Annotated in this window: 23 protein-coding genes; all 23 read left to right on the forward strand. The window is 47.2% G+C overall.

Annotation, left to right across the window (positions count from 1 at the left end; genetic code table 11):
• The first annotated feature begins 2 nt into the window (after positions 1-2).
• The 23 genes from rimM to fliI all read left to right on the forward strand — a co-directional run bounded on the left by rimM (position 3) and on the right by fliI (position 22,527).
• Positions 3-527 (forward strand): ribosome maturation factor RimM, encoded by a 525-nt coding sequence (gene rimM / locus TRNA_RS30520; RefSeq protein WP_003181725.1) that lies wholly within the window; start codon positions 3-5, stop codon positions 525-527.
• The gene (trmD, locus tag TRNA_RS30525) at positions 524-1,255 is read left to right on the forward strand and encodes a tRNA (guanosine(37)-N1)-methyltransferase TrmD (protein WP_003181726.1); all 732 of its coding nucleotides are present in this window, start codon (positions 524-526) and stop codon (positions 1,253-1,255) included. The genes rimM and trmD overlap by 4 nt, the downstream gene beginning before the upstream one ends.
• A gap of 138 nt (positions 1,256-1,393) precedes the next feature.
• On the forward strand, positions 1,394-1,741 hold the full coding sequence (rplS, locus tag TRNA_RS30530) for a 50S ribosomal protein L19 (protein WP_003181728.1): 348 nt from the start codon (positions 1,394-1,396) through the stop codon (positions 1,739-1,741).
• Between the two features lie 114 nt (positions 1,742-1,855).
• Positions 1,856-2,707, forward strand: coding sequence for a ribosome biogenesis GTPase YlqF (ylqF, locus tag TRNA_RS30535; RefSeq protein ID WP_003181730.1), 852 nt, complete (start codon positions 1,856-1,858; stop codon positions 2,705-2,707).
• A gap of 77 nt (positions 2,708-2,784) precedes the next feature.
• Positions 2,785-3,552, forward strand: coding sequence for a ribonuclease HII (locus TRNA_RS30540; protein WP_003181732.1), 768 nt, complete (start codon positions 2,785-2,787; stop codon positions 3,550-3,552).
• Between the two features lie 24 nt (positions 3,553-3,576).
• A complete protein-coding gene (locus TRNA_RS30545; RefSeq protein WP_011201650.1) occupies positions 3,577-5,265 on the forward strand; it encodes a hypothetical protein in 1,689 nt (562 codons plus the stop codon).
• A complete protein-coding gene (locus tag TRNA_RS30550) occupies positions 5,262-5,543 on the forward strand; it encodes a FlhB-like flagellar biosynthesis protein (RefSeq protein WP_003181737.1) in 282 nt (93 codons plus the stop codon). Before TRNA_RS30545 ends, TRNA_RS30550 begins: the two co-directional genes overlap by 4 nt.
• 176 nt (positions 5,544-5,719) lie before the next feature.
• Complete coding sequence (sucC, locus tag TRNA_RS30555; RefSeq protein ID WP_003181739.1) at positions 5,720-6,880, forward strand: ADP-forming succinate--CoA ligase subunit beta; 1,161 nt, start codon at positions 5,720-5,722, stop codon at positions 6,878-6,880.
• An 18-nt stretch (positions 6,881-6,898) separates the two neighbouring features.
• Entirely contained in the window at positions 6,899-7,801 is a 903-nt protein-coding gene (sucD, locus tag TRNA_RS30560; protein ID WP_009328521.1) for a succinate--CoA ligase subunit alpha, read from the forward strand.
• A 113-nt stretch (positions 7,802-7,914) separates the two neighbouring features.
• A complete protein-coding gene (gene dprA, locus TRNA_RS30565; RefSeq protein ID WP_003181744.1) occupies positions 7,915-8,817 on the forward strand; it encodes a DNA-processing protein DprA in 903 nt (300 codons plus the stop codon).
• A 204-nt stretch (positions 8,818-9,021) separates the two neighbouring features.
• Positions 9,022-11,097, forward strand: coding sequence for a type I DNA topoisomerase (gene topA, locus TRNA_RS30570; protein ID WP_003181746.1), 2,076 nt, complete (start codon positions 9,022-9,024; stop codon positions 11,095-11,097).
• A 75-nt stretch (positions 11,098-11,172) separates the two neighbouring features.
• Positions 11,173-12,477, forward strand: a complete 1,305-nt coding sequence (gene trmFO, locus TRNA_RS30575) for an FADH(2)-oxidizing methylenetetrahydrofolate--tRNA-(uracil(54)-C(5))-methyltransferase TrmFO (RefSeq protein ID WP_003181748.1) — start codon at positions 11,173-11,175, stop codon at positions 12,475-12,477.
• A 66-nt stretch (positions 12,478-12,543) separates the two neighbouring features.
• Positions 12,544-13,458, forward strand: a complete 915-nt coding sequence (gene xerC, locus TRNA_RS30580) for a tyrosine recombinase XerC (RefSeq protein ID WP_011197974.1) — start codon at positions 12,544-12,546, stop codon at positions 13,456-13,458.
• 13 nt (positions 13,459-13,471) lie between these two features.
• On the forward strand, positions 13,472-14,017 hold the full coding sequence (gene hslV / locus TRNA_RS30585; protein ID WP_003181752.1) for an ATP-dependent protease subunit HslV: 546 nt from the start codon (positions 13,472-13,474) through the stop codon (positions 14,015-14,017).
• A 16-nt stretch (positions 14,018-14,033) separates the two neighbouring features.
• Positions 14,034-15,437, forward strand: a complete 1,404-nt coding sequence (gene hslU / locus TRNA_RS30590) for an HslU--HslV peptidase ATPase subunit (RefSeq protein WP_011197975.1) — start codon at positions 14,034-14,036, stop codon at positions 15,435-15,437.
• A 38-nt stretch (positions 15,438-15,475) separates the two neighbouring features.
• A complete protein-coding gene (codY, locus tag TRNA_RS30595; RefSeq protein ID WP_003181756.1) occupies positions 15,476-16,255 on the forward strand; it encodes a GTP-sensing pleiotropic transcriptional regulator CodY in 780 nt (259 codons plus the stop codon).
• Between the two features lie 353 nt (positions 16,256-16,608).
• Complete coding sequence (gene flgB, locus TRNA_RS30600; RefSeq protein ID WP_003181758.1) at positions 16,609-16,998, forward strand: flagellar basal body rod protein FlgB; 390 nt, start codon at positions 16,609-16,611, stop codon at positions 16,996-16,998.
• Positions 16,998-17,450, forward strand: a complete 453-nt coding sequence (gene flgC / locus TRNA_RS30605; RefSeq protein WP_009328519.1) for a flagellar basal body rod protein FlgC — start codon at positions 16,998-17,000, stop codon at positions 17,448-17,450. Before flgB ends, flgC begins: the two co-directional genes overlap by 1 nt.
• A 13-nt stretch (positions 17,451-17,463) precedes the next feature.
• The gene (gene fliE / locus TRNA_RS30610; protein WP_003181764.1) at positions 17,464-17,781 is read left to right on the forward strand and encodes a flagellar hook-basal body complex protein FliE; all 318 of its coding nucleotides are present in this window, start codon (positions 17,464-17,466) and stop codon (positions 17,779-17,781) included.
• 50 nt (positions 17,782-17,831) lie between these two features.
• Positions 17,832-19,433 (forward strand): flagellar basal-body MS-ring/collar protein FliF, encoded by a 1,602-nt coding sequence (gene fliF / locus TRNA_RS30615; protein WP_003181766.1) that lies wholly within the window; start codon positions 17,832-17,834, stop codon positions 19,431-19,433.
• Between the two features lie 13 nt (positions 19,434-19,446).
• A complete protein-coding gene (gene fliG / locus TRNA_RS30620; protein ID WP_003181768.1) occupies positions 19,447-20,463 on the forward strand; it encodes a flagellar motor switch protein FliG in 1,017 nt (338 codons plus the stop codon).
• Positions 20,447-21,214: a flagellar assembly protein FliH gene (fliH, locus tag TRNA_RS30625; protein WP_011201651.1), complete on the forward strand. Its 768-nt coding sequence runs from the start codon at positions 20,447-20,449 to the stop codon at positions 21,212-21,214. The genes fliG and fliH overlap by 17 nt, the downstream gene beginning before the upstream one ends.
• Positions 21,214-22,527 carry a flagellar protein export ATPase FliI gene (gene fliI, locus TRNA_RS30630; protein WP_009328517.1) on the forward strand — a complete coding sequence of 438 codons (1,314 nt, stop codon included), beginning with the start codon at positions 21,214-21,216 and terminating at the stop codon, positions 22,525-22,527. The genes fliH and fliI overlap by 1 nt, the downstream gene beginning before the upstream one ends.

The following is a 22,527-nucleotide window of genomic DNA, read 5'->3' on the forward strand; positions in this document are numbered from 1 at the left end:
AAATGCTGAAACAATGGTTTAATGTAGGGAAAATTGTTAATACTCATGGGGTAAAAGGCGAAGTCCGCGTCATTTCAAGAACCGATTTTCCTGAGGAGCGGTACAAGCCCGGAAACGCGCTCTACTTGTTTCTGGAAGGAAAAGACGAGCCTGTCCAGGTGACCGTCAGCGCCCACAGGCTTCACAAACAGTTCCACCTTTTGCAGTTTAAAGAGGTTGAAACGCTCACCGAAGCCGAAAAATTAAAGAATGCCTTGATTAAAGTTCCCGAAGACCAATTAAGCCAGTTGGCGGAAGACGAATACTACTTTCACGAAATCATCGGCTGCGATGTTTTCTCGGAAGACGGGGATTTAATCGGCAAGGTGAAAGAAATTTTAACGCCGGGCGCCAACGATGTCTGGGTCGTGGCCAGACCGGGAAAGAAAGACGCGCTCATCCCTTATATTGACGCCGTTGTCAAAGAGATTAACGTAGCGGATAAAACGATCAAGATTCATATCATGGAAGGATTACTTGACGAATGAAAATCGATTTTTTAACGCTTTTTCCGGAAATGTTTGAAGGCGTGCTCGGCTCGTCGATCCTGCAAAAAGCTCAGGACAAGGACGCTGTCCGTTTTCGCGTGGTGAACTTTCGGGCCTATTCCGACAACAAGCATCAAACCGTTGACGATTATCCATACGGCGGCGGAGCCGGAATGGTGCTGAAACCGCAGCCCGTCTTTGACGCGGTCGAAAAGCTGACGGCTGAAGCCGGAGGGTCTCCGAGAATCATCCTCGTCTGCCCCCAGGGTGAACGCTATACCCAGCAGAAGGCGGAAGAACTGGCGCGGGAAGAGCATTTAATGTTCATTTGCGGCCATTATGAAGGGTATGATGAACGGATCAGGGAGCACCTGTCTACAGACGAGATTTCGATCGGAGATTTCGTTTTGACAGGGGGAGAGCTGCCGGCGATGATGATCGCAGACAGCGTTGTGCGGCTTTTGCCGGGCGTGCTCGGCAAGGAAGAATCGCACCTTGAAGACTCTTTCAGCACAGGGCTTCTTGAACACCCTCATTACACGCGGCCGGCAGATTATAAAGGCTTGAAGGTGCCGGACGTTCTGACATCCGGGAACCATGCGAAGATCAAAGAATGGCGGCGGAAGGAGTCTCTCAGGCGCACATTTTTAAGGCGTCCCGACCTTCTGGAAAACTATCCTTTGTCAGAAGAAGAGCGAAAGTGGATTTCTGAATGGAAAAACCGGTAGATTCTATTGCGCCCGGGAAAAAGGTGTGGTATGATACTACTTGTGACTTGAACGGGAACGCTCGTTTAAGTTTGAAAACGATGTTCCGCTGTGCCGGTTAACTCGCGCAAGAGCATCTGTTGGAAGGAGTTGAAGACGATGCAAAAATTGATTGAAGAAATCACAAAAGAACAATTGCGCACTGATTTGCCTGCGTTCCGTCCTGGTGATACTTTACGTGTACACGTTAAAGTTGTCGAGGGTAACCGTGAGCGTATCCAGGTTTTTGAAGGTGTCGTGATTAAGCGTCGTGGTGGCGGAATCAGCGAAACTTTCACAGTTCGTAAGATTTCTTACGGTGTCGGAGTTGAGCGTACATTCCCATTGCACACACCGAAAATCGCGAAAATCGAAGTTGTCCGTCATGGTAAAGTACGCCGTGCGAAACTTTATTACTTGCGCGAACTTCGTGGAAAAGCGGCTCGTATTAAAGAAATCAGACGATAATGATAACGAACGAAAAGAGCTTGTTAACCATAACAAGCTCTTTTTTTGTCAAACAAGTATAAATGCATCGCACCATTAAAAGAATAGCAATAACAGAAAGTAGGTGGCAGACAAATGGTGATCCAATGGTTCCCCGGGCATATGGCCAAAGCGAGGCGGGAAGTAACGGAAAAACTCAAGCTGATCGACATTGTATACGAACTGGTCGACGCCAGAATTCCGATGTCTTCAAGAAACCCGATGATCGAAGACATTTTAAAGAACAAGCCGAGAATCATGCTGCTCAACAAGGCGGATAAAGCGGACTCCTCCGTGACAAAGGCTTGGAAGCAGCACTTTGAAAAAGACGGAATTCCTACCCTCGCCATCAACTCGGTCAACGGACAGGGGCTCAATCAAATTCTTCCTGCATCAAAAGAGCTGCTGAAAGAAAAGTTTGATAAAATGAAAGCAAAAGGTGTAAAGCCGCGCGCGATCAGAGCATTGATCGTCGGTATTCCAAACGTCGGCAAATCGACCTTGATCAACCGGCTTGCGAAAAAAAACATCGCCAAAACGGGCGACAGACCCGGAGTAACGACTGCACAGCAGTGGGTGAAGGTCGGAAAAGAGCTGGAGCTTCTCGATACACCGGGGATTTTATGGCCGAAGTTTGAGGACGAGCTTGTCGGGCTGAGGCTCGCGGCAACAGGCGCAATTAAAGATTCGATTATCAACTTGCAGGATGTCGCCGTCTACGGTTTGCGCTTTTTGGAAGAGAATTACCCCGAACGCTTAAAAAAGCGCTATGACCTGGAGGAGATTCCTGAAGAAATTGCAGCGCTTTTTGATGAGATCGGAAAAAAACGCGGCTGCCTCATGGCCGGAGGCGAGATCAATTACGACAAGACGACAGAAGTCATCATCCGCGATATCCGCACCGAAAAGTTCGGCCCGCTTTCTTTTGAAAAGCCGGAGGATATGTAAAAAGGCGCGCTTTTAAAAGAGCGGGCCTTTATTTTTGCAGAAGATGCGCCGATAAGAACATTAGGGGAGAAGAGAAAGTGAAAACATTAACCGTCAAAGAAATTAAAGAACATCTTCAATCGGTGAGCGATGAAAAGGACCCTTTTATAGAGCAGTGCAAAAATGATGAGCGAAAAAGCGTTCAAGCGCTCGTCGACGCCTGGCTGAAGAAAAATGAAAGGCTTTCGGCCATGCGGGAAGAGTGGCAGGCGATGACGTCTTTTGAACGGTCGCTGAGAGCGCGGGGCTATCAATATATCGCCGGAATCGACGAGGCGGGCAGAGGGCCTCTCGCAGGGCCGGTTGTCGCCGCCGCTGTCATCCTCAAAGAAGATTGTGAAATATTAGGGCTGACAGATTCGAAAAAACTGTCAAAGCAAAAAAGAGAAGACTATTATTCATACATAATGGAAGAAGCCGCAGCAGTCGGCGTCGGGATCGCGGACGCCCATGAGATCGATGAGCTGAATATTTATGAAGCCTCCAAAGCGGCGATGCTGAAAGCGGTCCAAGCGCTGGACGTCGCACCGGATTATCTTCTGATCGACGCCATGTCGCTTGCGGTCGATACAGAGCAGTCATCGATTATTAAAGGGGATGCCAAAAGCGCCTCGATAGCAGCAGGCGCATGCATCGCAAAGGTGACGAGGGACAGGCTGATGGATGAATACGCTGAAAAGTATCCTCTCTACGGGTTTGAAAAGCATAAAGGCTACGGAACGAAGGAGCATCTGAATGCCCTGGCGAAATACGGCCCGTCGCCGATACACCGAAGATCGTTCGCCCCTGTTAAAGCACATGAATAACGTTCCGGAGGAAGAATGACTTTGATGATGCTGAACGATGTACATAACAGCTTAAGAAAACAATTTGAACAAGCGGATTCTCTCCAGCGGATCAGCGGAACGGAGACGGATCAGAAAAGGCTGATGCTCGGCAAAGTGCTCCGCTTTATCAGCGAGCAGTTCGCCGAAATACAAATCGGCAATACGAAATGGCAGGGGAAGCTTGAGGCACCCCTGAAAGCGGGCGCTCATTACTGGTTTTCGTATGAAAAGAAGCCGGATGAAGCGACAGGCCGCCTTCAGGTCGTTGAAGCGTTTGACAAAAACCCGAAGACCGTGCAGGATGCCGCCTTTAAGCTGTTGAACGGGCTTTCTCTGAAGCGGACGAAGGAAGCCGTCTTTCTGGTCGGAGCGTTGCTGAAGGAGCAGCAGCCGATCAGGGAAAACGATTTAAGAGCCGCCATCAAGTGGCTTGAAAATCTGCCGAAGTCCGATGCCCAAAAAGGCGCCGATGCCGTCATGTTCGCTCTTAAACGCGAACTTCCCGTCCACCCCGGCGTGCTCGATTCGATTATGGCCGTCAAAAGCCCCGTTCCGCTCAATGAGCAGATTGCGAGAACGCTTGATATGATCGCGAACGCCGCTCAGCCATCCCCAGGCATGGAAAAGCTGAAACAGGCGCTTTTGCCAGTTTTACAAGCGGAGACTGAGGTGCATGCCGAAAGGCTGATTCAAAAGCTTGCGGAACACATCAGATCGCTGGAAAAAGGAGAACTGCAGGCCGTTCTGCCATTAAAGCCGCAGGTTCAGTCAGAAGGCGGAAAACCTCCGCAAAAAGCAGACGCTGGCGGCGCATACGGACAGGAAGCAAAAGCAGCCCAGCACAATCCGCAAATCGCAGCAGCTAAAGACGTGTTCGCTAAATTGGCGGCACAAGCCGAAACGAACGGGACGCATATTGCAAGAGAAGCGGCAGGCGTCATCAAAGCGCTTGAATCGCGCGGAGCTCTCGGACAAGCTCCGGCCGTTCTGGAAGGATTCACGCCAAAAGAGACGGAACTTTTGCAGCATATCATGAAAGAAACAGCGCCTGCATTGACGAATAAAGCCGATGTATTATCCGTTCTCCTCAAGATCAAAGATGTTTTAGGCGTCAGAGATGAGCTCTCATTGTTGAGAGCGATGGAAAACGGCGCCGTTCTCAAAGAGCAGGGCCTGCAATCTTTAAAGCTCGTGCTGAATGAAATGAGGCATGCTTCCGATCTTCCGGCTCCTGTAAAACAGGAAGCGGACCAAATCTTTCACCGTTTAAACGGACAGCTGTTTTTGCAGAATGATCAGCCTGCCCAGAGCCAGCTTTTTCTGTCGTACCCTCTGTTTTCAAAGAACGGCGTCCAGGATTTGAACGTTTTCTTAAAAGGGCAGAAAAAAGACGACGGAAAAATCGACCCTTCCCAGTGCCGCCTCATGTTTTACCTTCAGTTGGAAGCCCTTGAAGAGACGGTGATCGATTGTTTGATCCAGCAAAACGTCATGACGGTTACAATTGAAACAAAGTTCGATTTGGAGTCTTTGATTGAACCGCTGGTCCCGGCTTTAAAGGAAAACCTGAAAGAGCTGGGCTACAGCTTGTCAGGCGTCTCAGCAAAAAAACGGGAAAACATGAAGCTCGCTCCGTTTTTGGAGTCCCGTTTTGAACAAATTACAGAGAGCGCAGTGGATGTGAAAATATGAAGGAATCTGTTCCATTAAGAAGAGCTGTTGCGCTTCACTACGATGAAATGAAGGACAAGGCGCCGAAGGTGGTTGCCAAAGGGTCGGGATACACGGCGGAGAAGATCATTGAAGAGGCGCAGAAAGCCGGTGTTCCGATTCAGGAAGATGCGACGCTTGTCGAATTGATGCGCCACTTGGAGCTTGACGACCACATTCCTGAAGCGCTTTACGAGATCGTCGCCGAGATCTTTTCATTCGTCTATACGCTTGATGAAAAAATGAAAAAGAGGGAATGACTTTTGAAAAAAAGCCGTTTCCTCTATTAATTTTATATTTTTAATAAAATAAAAGTGTGAATGTTTAGAAGGATTTTACGATTTCTCATCGAAACCTAGACAATCGATCTATGATTATATAAAATGAAAGCGCAGTCTATTTTTATTTTTGCTACATAAGTTAGGAGGATGGGAAAATGAATATCCATGAGTACCAAGGGAAAGAAGTACTCAGAAAATACGGAGTGGCTGTTCCGGAAGGTAAAGTGGCATTTACAGCAGATGAAGCGGTCAAAGCAGCGGAAGCGCTGTCCAGCTCGGTTTATGTCGTGAAAGCTCAAATTCACGCCGGCGGACGCGGTAAAGCTGGCGGGGTTAAAATTGCAAAATCAAAAGAAGAAGTCAAAGCCTATGCGGAAGAATTGTTGGGAAAGACGCTTGTCACTCACCAGACGGGTCCCGACGGCCAACAAATAAAACGCTTACTTATTGAAGAAGGCTGCGATATCAAAAAAGAATACTATGTCGGCCTAGTTCTCGACAGGGCGACTTCACGCATCGTGCTGATGGCCTCTGAAGAAGGCGGCACGGAAATTGAAGAAGTCGCTGAAAAAACACCGGAAAAAATCGTCAAAGAAGTGATCGATCCGGCTGTCGGACTGCAGAGCTACCAGGCGAGAAAAATCGCCTTCGCCATCAATATTCCGAAAGAGCTTGTCGGCCAGGCCGTTAAGTTTATGATGGGGCTGTACAAGGCGTTTACTGAAAAAGACTGTTCCATTGCTGAAATCAATCCGCTCGTCGTCACAGGGGACGGAAAAGTCATGGCCCTTGACGCCAAGCTGAACTTTGACAGCAATGCGCTATACAGACAAAAAGACATCTTGGAGTACAGAGATCTCGATGAAGAAGATCCGAAGGAAATCGAAGCATCCAAGTATGATTTAAGCTATATTTCGCTCGATGGAAACATCGGCTGCATGGTCAACGGAGCGGGGCTTGCGATGTCGACCATGGACATTATCAAGCACTACGGAGGGGAACCGGCCAACTTCCTTGACGTTGGAGGCGGCGCGACAGCCGAAAAGGTAACGGAAGCGTTCAAGATCATTTTGTCTGATCAAAACGTCAAAGGGATCTTTGTCAATATTTTCGGCGGCATCATGAAATGCGACGTCATTGCAGAAGGCGTTGTTGAAGCGACAAAACAAGTCGGTCTGACATTGCCGCTTGTCGTTCGCCTTGAAGGCACCAATGTCGATCTCGGCAAGAAGATCCTCGATGATTCAGGACTCAATATTACGTCTGCGGAATCAATGGCTGACGGCGCGCAGAAAATCGTATCCTTAGTGAAGTAAGAAAGGCAGGGGACCAAAATGAGTGTATTTATTAATAAAGACACAAAAGTCATTGTTCAGGGGATAACGGGTTCAACCGCTTTGTTTCACACAAAGCAGATGCTTGAATACGGAACGAAAATTGTCGGCGGAGTCACACCGGGCAAAGGCGGAACAGAGGTCGAAGGGGTGCCTGTGTTCAATACGGTCGAAGAGGCTGTAAAGCAGACCGGGGCAAATGCGTCTGTCATTTACGTTCCTGCGGCTTTTGCGGCCGATGCGATTATGGAAGCGACAGATGCTGAGCTTGATCTTGTCATCTGCATTACTGAGCATATTCCGGTGCTTGATATGGTAAAAGTCAAAAGGTATATGGAAGGCAAGAAAACGAGACTCATCGGTCCGAACTGCCCGGGAGTCATTACGCCTGAGGAATGCAAAATCGGGATCATGCCCGGATATATCCATAAAAAAGGCCATGTCGGCGTTGTGTCGCGTTCAGGAACCCTTACATATGAAGCGGTTCATCAGCTTTCCGAAGCAGGAGTCGGCCAGTCGACAGCAGTGGGCATCGGCGGAGACCCCGTCAACGGCACAAACTTCATCGATGTGCTGAAGGCTTTTAATGAAGATCCTGATACACATGCGGTGATCATGATCGGCGAAATCGGCGGAACAGCTGAAGAGGAAGCGGCTGAATGGGTGAAAGCCAACATGACCAAACCTGTCGTCGGTTTCATCGGAGGAAAGACAGCGCCTCCGGGCAAGCGCATGGGGCATGCGGGCGCCATCATTTCCGGAGGAAAAGGCACGGCGGACGAAAAGATCAAAACGATGAATGCCTGCGGAATCGAAGTGGCTGAAACGCCTTCTGTCATGGGAGAAACATTGATTAAAGTGCTGAAGGAAAAAGGTCTTTACGAAACGTGTAAAACACACTGATGATTAAAAAGAGCGGGAATAGTCCGATTGGTCTATTCCTGCTTTTTCATAACTGGTTATATCGTTTAGTACTTTCAGATTGTTTTGTTTTAAAAATTTTTGGAGGTTTTTGAATGAACGACAGCAGCGAGCTTTTGATATTGCTCCGCCTTCGCGGCACACTCTCCCCTTCTCTGCTGACCAAGTGGTGGAAGCAGGACCCTTCCTTGTCTCTTACGGGCGAAAAAAACCATCTTTTAACGAAGCTTTCATTAAAAAGATCAGACTTGTGCTCCATACGAAAACTGGCGGAACAAGAACTGTCTAATGTTAAACGGCTCATCCGTTCTTACGAGGCGGCCGGCGTCCGCATGACCGCCATATCTTCCCCTGATTATCCAGCCAGCCTGAAAACCATTCATGACCCGCCTCCCGTCCTTTTTTTAAAAGGAAACAAAAAACTTCTCCATGAACAAAGACTGATCGGAATCGTCGGAACTCGCTGCCCGTCATTATACGGAAAAAGAGCTGCGGTCCAGCTTGTCAGGGAGCTTTGCAAAAACAGCTGGACGATCGTCAGCGGTCTTGCAAAAGGAATTGACGGTCTCGCCCATCAGGAGAGCATCCGTTCAAAGGGAAGGACAATCGGCGTTATCGCGGGCGGATTCAACAGCATATATCCCCGTGAACATCGCCAGCTCGCCGGACAAATGGCCGAAAGCCACCTGCTGGTATCAGAGCACCCTCCTCACATTAAACCGCAAAAATGGCATTTTCCCATGCGAAATCGGCTGATCAGCGGATTAACGGAAGGAATCGTTGTCGTCCAAGGCAAGGAAAAGAGCGGATCGCTCATTACAGCATACCAAGCCCTTGAGCAGGGGCGGGAGGTGTTCGCCGTGCCGGGTCCGATCTTTGATGCCAACTCTTTCGGTCCTTCAAGGCTGATCCAGGAAGGGGCGAAACTCGTATTAACTATTGAAGACATTTTGAACGAACTTCCGCCTTCAAACGCTCAATATACAGAGCCTGTTTAGAATTATCGTTTGACAAACCGTATTGTAATATTTAATAATAGTGAGGATTTCAAGTTTAAACGCTTTAATCGGCGTTCAACATATAGAAGGATTAAATCAGACACTTTTCGTAAAAATAATGACTATATAAACGACGATTATGCTGAATACAATAAAAAGGCTAAATTGAAAAGAGAGAGAACACCTCTTGAGGGGGATAATGTTATGTCCGAATACTTAGTCATCGTGGAATCGCCTGCAAAGGCAAAAACGATTGAGCGATACTTAGGAAAAAAATATAAAGTAAAAGCCTCGATGGGGCACGTCAGAGATTTGCCGAAAAGCCAGATGGGCGTTGACATCGAGCAGAACTTTGAACCAAAATACATTACGATCCGCGGGAAAGGCCCCGTGTTGAAAGAATTAAAAACGGCCGCCAAAAAGGCAAAAAAAGTTTATCTCGCAGCCGACCCCGACAGGGAAGGGGAAGCGATTGCGTGGCATTTGGCGCACAGCCTTGATTTGGACCTGAATTCCGACTGCCGCGTCGTATTTAATGAAATTACAAAAGATGCGATCAAAGAATCATTTAAGCATCCGCGCATGATCAATATGGATCTTGTCGACGCCCAGCAGGCGAGAAGAATTCTGGACCGCCTTGTAGGGTACAAAATCAGTCCGATATTATGGAAAAAAGTAAAAAAAGGCTTGAGTGCGGGACGTGTCCAATCTGTTGCGCTCCGCCTTATCATTGACCGGGAGAAAGAAATCAACGATTTTATACCGGAAGAATATTGGACAATTGAAGGGTCTTTTCTCAAAGGTAAAGAAACGTTTGAAGCGAGCTTCTTCGGAATCAACGGGGAAAAGCACCAGCTGAAAAGCGAAGATGATGTGAAGCAAATCCTATCCCGGATCAAAGGGAACAAATTTGAGGTCAAAAAGGTAACGAAAAAAGAACGGAAGCGAAATCCTGCGCTCCCATTTACGACGTCGACGCTTCAGCAGGAAGCGGCGCGCAAATTGAATTTCCGGGCAAAGAAAACGATGATGATCGCCCAGCAGCTTTATGAAGGAATCGATCTCGGCAAAGAAGGAACGGTCGGGTTAATCACTTATATGAGAACGGATTCAACCCGTATCTCGAATACTGCTCAAGAAGAAGCGGCATCATTCATCGGCGAACAGTACGGAAAAGAATTTTTGGGTAGCAAGCGAAAGCCGGCCAAAAAGAATGAAAACGCCCAGGATGCCCACGAAGCGATCAGGCCGACCTCGGTGCTCAGAAAGCCTTCCGATCTGAAGGCGGTATTGGGAAGAGACCAGCTTCGGCTATACAAGCTGATCTGGGAGCGCTTTGTCGCAAGCCAAATGGCTCCGGCGACACTGGATACGATGAGCGTCGACCTTGAAAACAACGGGTTGACATTTCGGGCAAACGGCAGTAAAGTCAAGTTTTCAGGCTTCATGAAAGTGTACGTTGAAGGCAAAGACGATCAGATGGAAGAGAAGAATAAGATGCTTCCGGATCTCGCTGAAGGCGATACCGTGCTTTCAAAAGACATCGAGCCCGAACAGCACTTCACACAGCCGCCTCCGCGCTATACGGAAGCAAGGCTGGTCAAAACGCTTGAAGAACTGGGAATCGGACGTCCATCCACATACGCGCCGACGCTTGACACGATCCAAAAGCGCGGGTATGTCGCCCTTGATAATAAACGCTTTATTCCGACTGAGCTCGGTGAAATTGTGCTTGACTTGATCATGGAGTTTTTCCCTGAGATTATTAACGTTGAGTTCACCGCCAAAATGGAAAAAGAGCTTGATGACGTTGAAGACGGAAACATTCAATGGGTGCAGATCATCGATTCCTTTTACAAGGACTTTGAAAAGCGTGTTGAAAAAGCGGAAGCCGAGATGCAGGAAGTGGAGATCGAACCGGAGTATGCAGGTGTTGACTGTGAAGCGTGCGGACATCCGATGGTCTATAAAATGGGCCGGTACGGCAAATTTATGGCCTGCTCCAATTTTCCGGACTGCCGCAACACCAAGCCGATCGTAAAAGAGATCGGCGTCAAATGCCCATCATGCAAAACCGGCAACATCGTCGAGCGCAAATCGAAAAAACGCCGCATTTTTTACGGCTGTGACCGCTATCCTGAATGTGAATTCGTATCATGGGATAAACCGCTTGAACGGAAATGTCCGAAATGCGAGGACATGCTTGTGGAGAAAAAGCTCAAAAAAGGCGTTCAAGTGCAGTGCGTTAATTGCGATTATAAGGAAGAACAACAAAAGTAGCGGTGAGCAGGGCTTTGCTCACCTTCTTTGTTGTGTTAAAAGAATAAGTCAATTCATAAATTAGGAGATGTGAATATGAATCAAACAGTAAATGTCATCGGTGCAGGACTTGCAGGAAGCGAAGCGGCATGGCAGCTTGCTAAGCGCGGTATCAATGTCCGTTTATACGAAATGAGGCCAGTCAAGCAAACGCCGGCGCACCATACAGATAAATTTGCCGAACTTGTCTGCAGCAACTCGCTTCGGGCGAATTCATTAACGAATGCTGTCGGTGTATTAAAGGAAGAAATGCGGGTTCTTGACTCGGCCATCATCGCTGCTGCTGACGAATGTTCTGTTCCTGCCGGCGGTGCGCTTGCCGTAGACAGGCATGAATTTGCCGCAAACGTTACCGAAAAAGTAAAGAATCATCCGAATGTGACCGTGCTTCATGAAGAAGTCACGGAAATACCGGAAGGACCGACAATCATTGCGACAGGACCGCTGACATCAGAAGCGCTTTCCGCAAAGCTCCGGGAGCTGACAGGCGAGGACTATCTATACTTTTATGACGCGGCTGCGCCGATTGTTGAAAAAGACAGCCTTGACATGGATAAAGTCTATTTGAAATCCCGCTATGACAAAGGGGAGGCAGCGTATTTGAACTGTCCGATGACAGAAGAAGAGTTTGACAGGTTTTATGACGCCCTTGTGTCTGCGGAAACCGTTCCATTGAAAGAATTTGAAAAGGAAATCTTCTTTGAAGGCTGTATGCCGATTGAAGTCATGGCGAAGCGCGGCAAAAAAACCATGCTGTTCGGCCCGATGAAGCCTGTCGGACTTGAAGACCCAAAAACAGGAAAGCGTCCGTACGCCGTTGTGCAGCTGCGCCAAGATGATGCAGCCGGCACGCTTTACAATATCGTCGGTTTTCAAACCCACCTCAAATGGGGCGACCAAAAAGAAGTGCTCCGCCTCATTCCGGGACTGGAACAGGCAGAAATCGTCCGCTACGGCGTGATGCACAGAAATACGTTCATCAACTCGCCGAGTCTGTTAAAAGCGACCTACCAGTTTAAAAAGCGGGACGATCTGTTTTTTGCCGGTCAAATGACAGGTGTTGAAGGGTATGTTGAATCAGCGGCTTCAGGTCTTGTTGCCGGTATAAATGCGGCTCGGCTCATCCAGGGAAAAGAACCTGTCACTTTTTCAAATGAAACAGCGATCGGCAGCATGGCCCATTACATTACGGAAACAAACAAGAAAAACTTCCAGCCGATGAATGCAAACTTCGGCCTGTTCAAAGAATTGGGTGTTAAAATTAAAAACAAGCAGGAACGAAATGAACAGTATGCTTCGCGCGCATTGGAGACAATTCGAAATATTTCGAAAACGCTATAGTTATTCATTGCCAGATGAACTTGTTATGTGATAACATTTAAAAGCCCTTTTCGAAGAGGTGTAATGATGGCAAATGTTAAGAATTTTTTAACTTTATTCATTGAATATTTACAAATAGAAAAGAATTATTCAAAATATACAATTGTGGGTTACATTTCTTCCATTGAAGACTTTGAACGCTTTTTACACGTTCAGGGCATAAAGGGTTTTGAAGACGTGACTTATCCGGATGTGAGAATTTTCTTGACGGAAGCGCATGAAAAAGGGCTCACTCGCAGGACGATCAGCAAGAAAATTTCGGCTCTGCGTAGCTTCTATAAATTTTTATTAAGGGAAAAGCTGGTAAAAGAAAACCCGTTTCTGCTTGTCAGTCTCCCGAAACAGGATAAGCGGATTCCGAAGTTTTTATATGAAAAGGAACTTGAAGAACTGTTTGAGGTTTCGGATTTGAGTACACCGCTCGGCCAAAGAAATCAGGCGCTCCTGGAATTTCTCTACGCGACAGGCATGCGGGTAAGCGAACTTTGCAGCCTGAAGGAATCTGATTTGGATCTGTTTTTAGATACGGTTTTGGTCCACGGGAAAGGCAGGAAGCAAAGGTATATTCCATTTGGTTCATTCGCCCGGGAGGCTTTGGATCTGTATTTGCAAAATGGAAGACGCATCCTTCTGTTAAAAGCGAAAGAGCCCTGCCCTTTTATTTTTTTGAATCAAAGGGGCGGGCCCTTAACCCCGAGGGGGGTTCGTTACATTTTGGGAGAACTGGTCAAGAAGACTTCGGGTACATTACATATACATCCGCATATGCTCCGCCATACATTTGCCACCCATTTGTTAAATGAGGGTGCGGATCTGAGGAGCGTTCAGGAACTGCTTGGGCATTCAAATCTTTCTTCAACCCAGGTGTATACGCATGTATCTAAAGATATGCTCAGAAAGACATATATGTCTCATCACCCTCGGGCACATAAAGGGAAATAAAGGAGGTTCTTTTATGTCATCTTTTCACGCAACGACGATATTTGCCGTCCAGCACAACGGAAAAAGCGCGATGGCGGGAGACGGCCAGGTTACGTTCGGTCAGGCTGTCGTCATGAAGCATACCGCAAGAAAGGTAAGAAAACTCTTCAACGGAAAGGTCATTGCCGGTTTTGCCGGTTCTGTTGCAGACGCTTTCACGCTCTTTGAAATGTTTGAAGCGAAGCTTGAAGAATACAACGGCAATTTGCAGCGGGCGGCAGTCGAGCTTGCAAAAGAGTGGCGAAGCGATAAAGTCCTCAGAAAGCTTGAGGCGATGCTGATCGTCATGAATGCCGACAGCATGCTGCTCGTTTCCGGAACAGGCGAAGTGATTGAACCGGACGACGGCATTTTGGCGATCGGCTCAGGTGGAAACTACGCGCTTGCAGCCGGAAGGGCGCTGAAACGTCATGCCGGCAGCCAGCTTGACGCGAAAGCGATTGCGAGGGCTTCACTTGAAACCGCGGGCGAAATCTGTGTGTATACGAACGATCAGATCATTGTAGAAGAACTTGAATAGAAAGGATATGAGGCATATGGAAAAAAAGCCGCTGACTCCTAGGCAGATCGTCGAAAGGCTTGATCAATACATCGTCGGCCAGCTCGATGCGAAAAAAGCGGTCGCCGTGGCATTGAGGAACCGCTACAGAAGAAGTCTTCTTGATGAAAAACTGCGCGAAGAAATCGTTCCGAAAAACATATTGATGATGGGCCCGACAGGTGTGGGAAAAACCGAGATTGCAAGACGAATCGCGAAACTCGTCGGCGCTCCGTTCGTCAAAATCGAAGCGACGAAGTTCACGGAAGTCGGTTATGTGGGCAGAGATGTGGAGTCGATGGTCAGGGATCTTGTGGAAACGTCAGTCCGCCTCGTCAAAGAGGAAAAAATGAACGAAGTGAAAGGCATCGCTGAAGAAAACGCAAATAAACGCCTCGTCCGCCTGCTTGTACCGGGAAGAAAAAAACAGACAGGTGCGAAAAATCCTTTTGAAATGCTGTTTGGCGGAAATCAGGATCAAGAAACTGGTGAAGCGGAAAAGCAAGAAGACGCGGATATCGAAAACAACCGAAAACGGATTGCGCATCAGCTTGCTCTCGGCGAACTTGAAGACCATTATGTCACCGTTGAGGTGGAGGAGCAGCAGCCGTCCATGTTTGATATGCTCCAAGGCTCGGGTATGGAACAGATGGGCATGAACATGCAGGATGCGCTCAGCAGCCTGATGCCGAAAAAGAAAAAGCGCCGCAAGCTTACGGTCAGGGAAGCGCGAAAAGTGCTGACGAATGAAGAAGCGGCAAAGCTCATCGATATGGACGAAGCTGCCCAGGAAGCTGTCCAGAGAGCCGAACAGTCGGGAATCATCTTTATCGATGAGATCGATAAAATCGCCAAAAAGAGCGGTGCTTCTTCATCGGCAGACGTCTCAAGAGAAGGCGTGCAGCGCGATATTCTTCCGATTGTTGAAGGATCTACCGTCATGACAAAGTACGGTGCGGTCAAAACGGATCACGTTCTGTTCATTGCTGCAGGTGCATTCCACATGGCGAAGCCTTCAGATCTAATTCCTGAGCTGCAGGGGCGCTTTCCAATACGCGTTGAGCTTCAAAAGCTGAGCATCGATGACTTTGTGAAAATTTTAACTGAGCCTGACAACGCTCTTCTTAAGCAGTATAAGGCTTTATTGAAGACGGAAGGTATATCTCTTGAATTTTCTGACGATGCTATTCGTAAGATTGCAGAAGTGGCTTATCATGTGAACCAGGACACAGACAATATTGGGGCGAGAAGGCTTCACACCATTTTGGAACGTCTTTTGGAAGAACTGTCATTCGAGGCTCCGGATGTGACGATGGAAGAAGTGGTCATCACGCCTCAATATGTTGAAGAAAAGCTCGGTTCGATCGCTAAGAATAAGGATTTAAGCCAGTTTATTTTATAAACAATTAAATAAGAGTAATTTAGGAGGATCAATTTATTATGGCTTTATTACAAAAAACAAGAAAGATTAATGCAATGCTGCAAAATGCGGCAGGGAAGCCGGTTAATTTTAAAGAAATGGCCGAAACGCTTCGCGATGTGATTGATTCGAACATTTTCGTCGTCAGCCGCAGAGGAAAGCTTCTCGGTTTCTCGATCAACCAGCAGATCGAAAATGACCGGATGAAAAAAATGCTTGAAGAGCGCCAGTTTCCTGAAGATTATACAAAAAGCCTGTTCAACATTCCGGAAACGTCATCTAACCTTGACATCAACAGCGAATACACAGCTTTCCCTGTGGAAAACCGCGATTTGTTCCAAGCGGGTCTGACCACGGTCGTTCCGATCATCGGAGGAGGCGAAAGACTGGGCACCTTGATTCTGTCCCGCCTTCAGGAGAAATTCGAGGATGACGATCTGATCCTTGCCGAATATGGCGCCACTGTCGTAGGAATGGAAATTCTCAGAGAGAAAGCGGAAGAGATCGAAGAGGAAGCGCGCAGCAAAGCGGTCGTTCAAATGGCGATCAGTTCACTATCTTACAGCGAGCTTGAAGCAATTGAACATATTTTTGAGGAGCTTGACGGAAATGAAGGCCTGCTTGTCGCTAGTAAAATTGCAGACCGCGTCGGCATCACCCGCTCGGTCATTGTCAACGCGCTCCGTAAACTTGAAAGCGCCGGTGTCATTGAATCAAGGTCACTAGGGATGAAAGGCACATACATCAAAGTGCTGAACAACAAATTTTTGATGGAGTTAGAAAAACTAAAGTCTCATTAAAAGGCGAAAGCCGCAGAACATGCCGTTCTGCGGCTTTTTTTATTTCATGTTTTAAACTATATTATCGTAATTTTTTCATATCAAAAAACAACTAAAACGCGGTGCAAAATCAATGCGTTACTTGAATAAAAGATATACTAACATAATTTTTTGAAACTTTAATGAACGTAACATTACATAGTTCTTATAATCTAGGTCAAAATACCTATTCATAAAATAGATATTTCTTACGATTTTTTTTTGCTTCCAGATCATAGACTTTAAGCCTATTATTCCTTACAATAGGCTTATGGTTTTTACAATTCTCGACAAGATTTTAAGACAGATGGAAAAAGATTGGAGGTATTTGGACGGTGGATATATTTTCAGGAACGATACATAGACTAGAGGGAGCCTTGAATCAAGCGAACATTAAGCAAAAAGTCATAACGAACAATCTGGCCAATGTAGATACACCGAACTACAAGGCGAAAAAAGTATCCTTCAAAAATGTGCTGAATGAGGAGTCCTCCCGGATTAATGCCATAAAAACAGACTATAGACACATTGACTTTAAAGGGAATGAGCCAAATTATTCAGTTGTGTCGAGAAAGAATACAACTTATCAAGAAAACGGGAACAATGTGGACGTTGATCAGGAAATGAGTGAAATGGCGAAAAATCAAATCCAGTATCAAGCGCTGGTTGAAAGAATAAGCGGAAAATTCAACTCGCTAAGAACCGCGATTACAGGAGGTAAATAATGGGGGTATTCAATAGCATCAACATTTCAGCTTCAGCGTTGACTGCACAGAGAGTCAGAATGGATACCGTTTCTTCCAACCTGGCAAACATGGATACGACGAGAGCGAAGCTGGTTGACGGACAGTGGCAGCCGTATAGAAGAAAGCTTGTATCGACGGCTCCGAAAGGCGAATCCTTTTCATCCGTTCTCCAATCATCGATGAATGCATCGGCGAGAGTCGGCGAAGGGGTGAAGGTGACCAAGATAAGCGAAGACAAAACACCGTTTAAGCTCGTTTATGATCCGACCCATCCCGACGCAAACGAAGACGGATACGTGCAGATGCCGAATGTCGATCCGCTAAAAGAGATGGTCGATTTAATGAGCAGCACAAGGTCATATGAAGCCAATGTCACAGCAATGAACGCGACAAAAGGAATGCTGATGAAAGCATTAGAAATCGGAAAGTAGGGTGATGACACGAATGGTTAATGGAATCTCTCCGTTTGGAGTTCAATCCGTGCAGGCGGGAACGAATGCAACAAATCAGATCAAGAACAAGCAGGACGGTTCAGAGAACCAAGTCAGCTTTTCCAACGTGCTGAAAGATTCTATCAATGCTTTGAATCAATCTCAAAATGAATCTGATAAACTGACAAACGCGCTTGCTCTCGGTCAGGATGTCAACCTTGATGAAGTGATGATTGCAGCCCAGAAGGCAAACATTACATTGACGGCTGCGACGGAATTCCGCAACAAAGCGGTTGAAGCTTATCAGGAAATCATGAGAATGCAAATGTAAGAAAGGAGTCTGAAAGCGAAGAGAATTAGTGTAACTACCGGGGGAGTAAGATGAATCGTAATTTATTGCAAATTAAAACGAAAATAACTGATTTTTGGAAAAACAGATCAAAGCTGCAGAAGATTCTGCTGATCGGCATTGTCGCTCTGGCAGTCATCCTGTCAATCATCATTGGAATTGTTGCTTCGTCAAATAAAATGGTGCCGCTCTATAAAGATTTGTCAGCTGAAGAAACCGGCCAAATCAAACAGGTGCTCGATGAAAAAGGTATTCCATCTGAAGTTGCGACTGACGGTTCAGTCATCAAAGTTCCGGAAGAAAAAGTCGATGAACTGAAAGTCGATCTTGCCGCAGAGGGCCTTCCGAAAAGCGGGAGCATCGATTATTCATTCTTTGGCGAAAATGCCGGTTTTGGCATGACGGACAACGAATTTGACGTTTTGAAAGTGAAAGCCACGCAAACCGAGCTATCCAACCTCATCAAAGGAATAGACGGGATTAAAGATTCGAAGGTTATGATTAACCTGCCGAAGGAATCCGTCTTTGTCGGAGAGGAAAAGCCGGAAGCATCCGCTTCGATTGTTCTTCAGGTGAAGCCCGGCCACACGCTTGATCAAAATGAAATCAACGGCCTTTATCATCTCGTATCGAAAAGCGTGCCGAACCTTGACCCGAAAAACATCGTGATCATGGATCAAAACTCCACATATTACGATCAAACAGGCAAAGAGTCCGGTTCTTACGCCGACAGCTATTCTTCCCAAAGGGAAGTCAAGGCCCAGATCGAAAAGGACCTGCAAAGACAAATCCAAACCATGCTCGGCACGATGATGGGACAGGATAAAGTGGTTGTATCCGTCACATCTGACATCGATTTCACAAAAGAAAACAGGACGGAAGACCTGGTTGAACCTGTCGACAAAGAAAATATGGAAGGAATCACGGTCAGCGCAGAGCGCGTCAGTGAAACATATTCCGGACAGGGAGCACAAGCGGGAGGCGTCAACGGAACAGGTGAAAACGATGTAACGAACTATGCTGAAACAGAAGGCGGAACAGGCAACGGAGACTATGAGAAAAGCGAAGAACGAATCAACAATGAAGTCAACAGAATCCATAAAGAAATCGCTGAGAGCCCGTACAAAATCAGAGATCTGGGCGTCCAGGTCATGGTTGAACCGCCTGATGCAAACAACCCGCAGTCACTGCCTGCTGAAAGGGAGGACGATATTAAAAAAATCCTCTCAACCATTGTGAAAACATCGATTGACAAGAACTATGAAGAAGAGCCTCTGACAGATGAGGATGTTGAAAATAAAATCGTTGTTTCTGTCCAATCGTTCGACGGCAAGCAGACAATCGATGAAGGAACGGAAACAGGCGGCATACCGATGTGGGCTTACATCGCAGGCGGAGCAGCGCTTGTTGCTGTAATCGGCCTCATCATCTGGCTTGTCAGAAGACGTAAAAATAGAGATGACGAATACGAGGAAGAATGGTATGAAACGCCTCAGGAGCCGATTCGGGTTGCTGATGTGAACAATGAAAAAGAGACAGAAGAAACTGTCAGACGAAAACAGCTTGAAAAAATGGCGAAAGACAAGCCTGAAGAATTCGCCAAATTACTGCGCAGCTGGCTGACCGAGGATTAGGAGGAGTATTGAAATGGCAAAAATGAAACAAGACAGGCTTACAGGCAAACAAAAAGCGGCCATTCTCATGATATCCTTAGGGCTTGATGTGTCAGCTTCCGTTTACAAGCATTTAACAGATGAAGAGATCGAAAGGCTGACGCTTGAAATATCAAATGTCAGAGCTGTATCACCTGAGAAAAAAGATGAGATTATTCAGGAATTTCATGAAACGGCTATTGCTCAAGAATATATTTCTCAAGGCGGCATTCATTACGCCAAGCAGGTGCTTGACAAAGCGCTCGGCGAAGACAAAGCCGCCAGCATTATCAACAGGCTGACATCGTCTCTTCAAGTCAGACCGTTCGATTTTGCCAGAAAAGCGGATCCCGAGCAGATTCTGAACTTTATCCAGCATGAGCACCCGCAGACGATCGCATTGATTCTGTCTTATCTCGATCCCGTGCAATCGGGTCAGATATTGTCAGAGCTGAATCAGGATGTGCAGGCAGAGGTTGCAAGAAGGATCGCTGTTATGGACAGGACGTCGCCGGAAATCATCAATGAAGTCGAACAGATTCTGGAGCAAAAGCTATCGTCCACATTCACTCAGGACTACACGCAGACCGGCGGTATCGAAGCCGTAGTCGAAGTGTTGAACGGAGTTGACAGAGGTACGGAGAAAACGATCCTTGACGCCCTTGAAATTCAGGATCCTGAGCTTGCCGACGAGATTAAAAAGCGGATGTTCGTCTTTGAAGATATCGTTACGCTTGATAACCGCGCTATTCAAAGGGTTATCCGCGATGTGGAAAACGACGATCTGCTTCTTTCTCTCAAAGTGGCCAGCGAAGAGGTCAAAGACATCGTCTTCAGCAACATGTCGCAGCGTATGGCTGAAACATTTAAAGAGGAAATGGAATTCATGGGCCCTGTGCGTCTGCGTGACGTAGAAGAAGCTCAATCGAGAATCGTAAGCGTCATCCGAAGACTTGAAGAAGCAGGTGAGATCGTAATCGCCAGAGGCGGAGGAGATGATATCATTGTCTAACATTATTAAACAGCGATTATCATCAATACCGAAAAAAGAAAGGCGGACGATTTCATTAAAGGAAGTCAAACTTCCTGAGACAGAAACCGAACTTGATACCGGACAGGATCCGGAATACCTCCTCGACCATGCCAGACAAGAAGCCGGAAAAATATACGAAAAAGCGAGCGCTGAACTCGAACAGGTCAGACGGCAAATCGAAGAGGAACGGTCAAGCTGGGAAACAGAACGCGAAGCGCTGATAGACCAGGCGAAACAAGAAGGCTTTCAAGCTGGATTTGAAGAGGGAAAGGCCGAGGCCCGAAGCGCTTATCAAGCGTATTTGGATGAAGCCAATGCCATCGTCCGGGCGGCTAGACGTGACTATGAAGAAAAAATCGAACAATCATCCGAAGAAATTGTCGAACTTGCCGTGTCACTGGCTAAAAAAGTTTGGAATCAAAAGGCTGACGACAAAGAAGCTTTTACAGCCCTCGTAAAACAGGTGCTGTCGGAAATGAAGGAATTCGATGACATTGCCATCTATGTAGATCCGGAGTACTACACCGAGGTTCAAAGCCACAAAAACGAACTTGAGCAGCTCCTCCAATACGGCGCCCATATCGCGATATACGCCGATGAAAAAGCGCCGAAAGGAACGTGCTATGTTGAAACGGCTTTCGGAAGAATCGATGCAGGCATCGACACTCAATTGCAGCAGCTGAAACAAAAACTGCTCAGCCTGCTTGAAACGGCAGGTGTTGTCCGGTGATGCTCAAGCAGCTGCTTGAATGTATAGAAACCGCAGATTCCTACAAACGATACGGAAAAGTCAAACAGGCGGTCGGCCTGATGATTGAATCCAAAGGACCTGAATGTTCAATCGGCGATGTCTGCAAAATCTATACAAAAGGTGACGGGCCAAAGGCTATTAAAGCTGAAGTTGTCGGCTTCAAAGACCAAAATATTCTTCTGATGCCATATTTGGAAGCGGCCAATATTGCCCCCGGCAGCATTGTCGAAGCGACGGGCGAATCGCTTAGGGTCAAAGTCGGCTCCGGGTTGATCGGACAAGTTGTCGATGCATTCGGCAATCCGCTCGACGGCAGCGTGCTTCCGAAAGGTCTGGCTCAAGTATCGACAGACCAGGCGCCGCCTAATCCGATGAAAAGGCCGCCGATCAGAGAAAAAATGGCGGTCGGCGTCAGATCGATCGACAGTCTGCTGACCGTCGGAAAAGGACAGCGTGTCGGGATATTCGCCGGAAGCGGCGTCGGAAAAAGCACGCTTATGGGAATGATTGCGAGAGAGACGGCCGCAGACTTGAATGTCATCGCTCTTGTCGGAGAGCGGGGCCGGGAAGTCAGGGAGTTCATAGAGAAAGATCTCGGCGAAGAAGGGCTGAAGCGAACGATCGTTGTAGTGGCTACATCTGACCAGCCGGCGCTGATGCGTCTGAAAGCGGCCTATACAGCAACAGCGATTGCCGAGTACTTCCGCGACAAAGGACAAAACGTCATGTTCATGATGGACTCGGTGACAAGGGTCGCCATGGCCCAGAGGGAAATCGGCCTGGCGACGGGCGAACCGCCGACGACAAAAGGTTATACACCCTCAGTGTTCGCTATTTTACCTAAGCTCTTAGAACGAACAGGAACGACGGAAAGCGGGTCAATAACTGCTTTCTATACGGTTCTTGTCGACGGCGATGATATGAATGAACCGATCGCCGATACTGTAAGGGGAATCTTGGACGGCCATATCGTTCTTGACCGAGCCCTTGCGAATAAAGGCCAGTTTCCGGCAGTCAACATTTTAAAAAGCATCAGCAGGGTGATGTCGAACATCGCCGAGAAAGACCATATCAGAGCAGCGAACCGGTTCAGGGAAATGCTGTCAACCTATCAAAACTCAGAGGATCTGATCAACATAGGAGCCTATAAAAAAGGGTCTTCCAGAGAAATTGATGAGGCCATACAATTCCACCCTAAGCTGATCAGCTTCCTCAAGCAGGAAGTGGATGAAGCGGCATCGCTGGAAGAGAGCATTTCCTTATTAAAGAGTCTTACAGGAAGAGAGGATTAA

The organism is Bacillus licheniformis DSM 13 = ATCC 14580 (assembly GCF_000011645.1).
GTDB classification, from domain to species: Bacteria; Bacillota; Bacilli; order Bacillales; family Bacillaceae; genus Bacillus; species Bacillus licheniformis.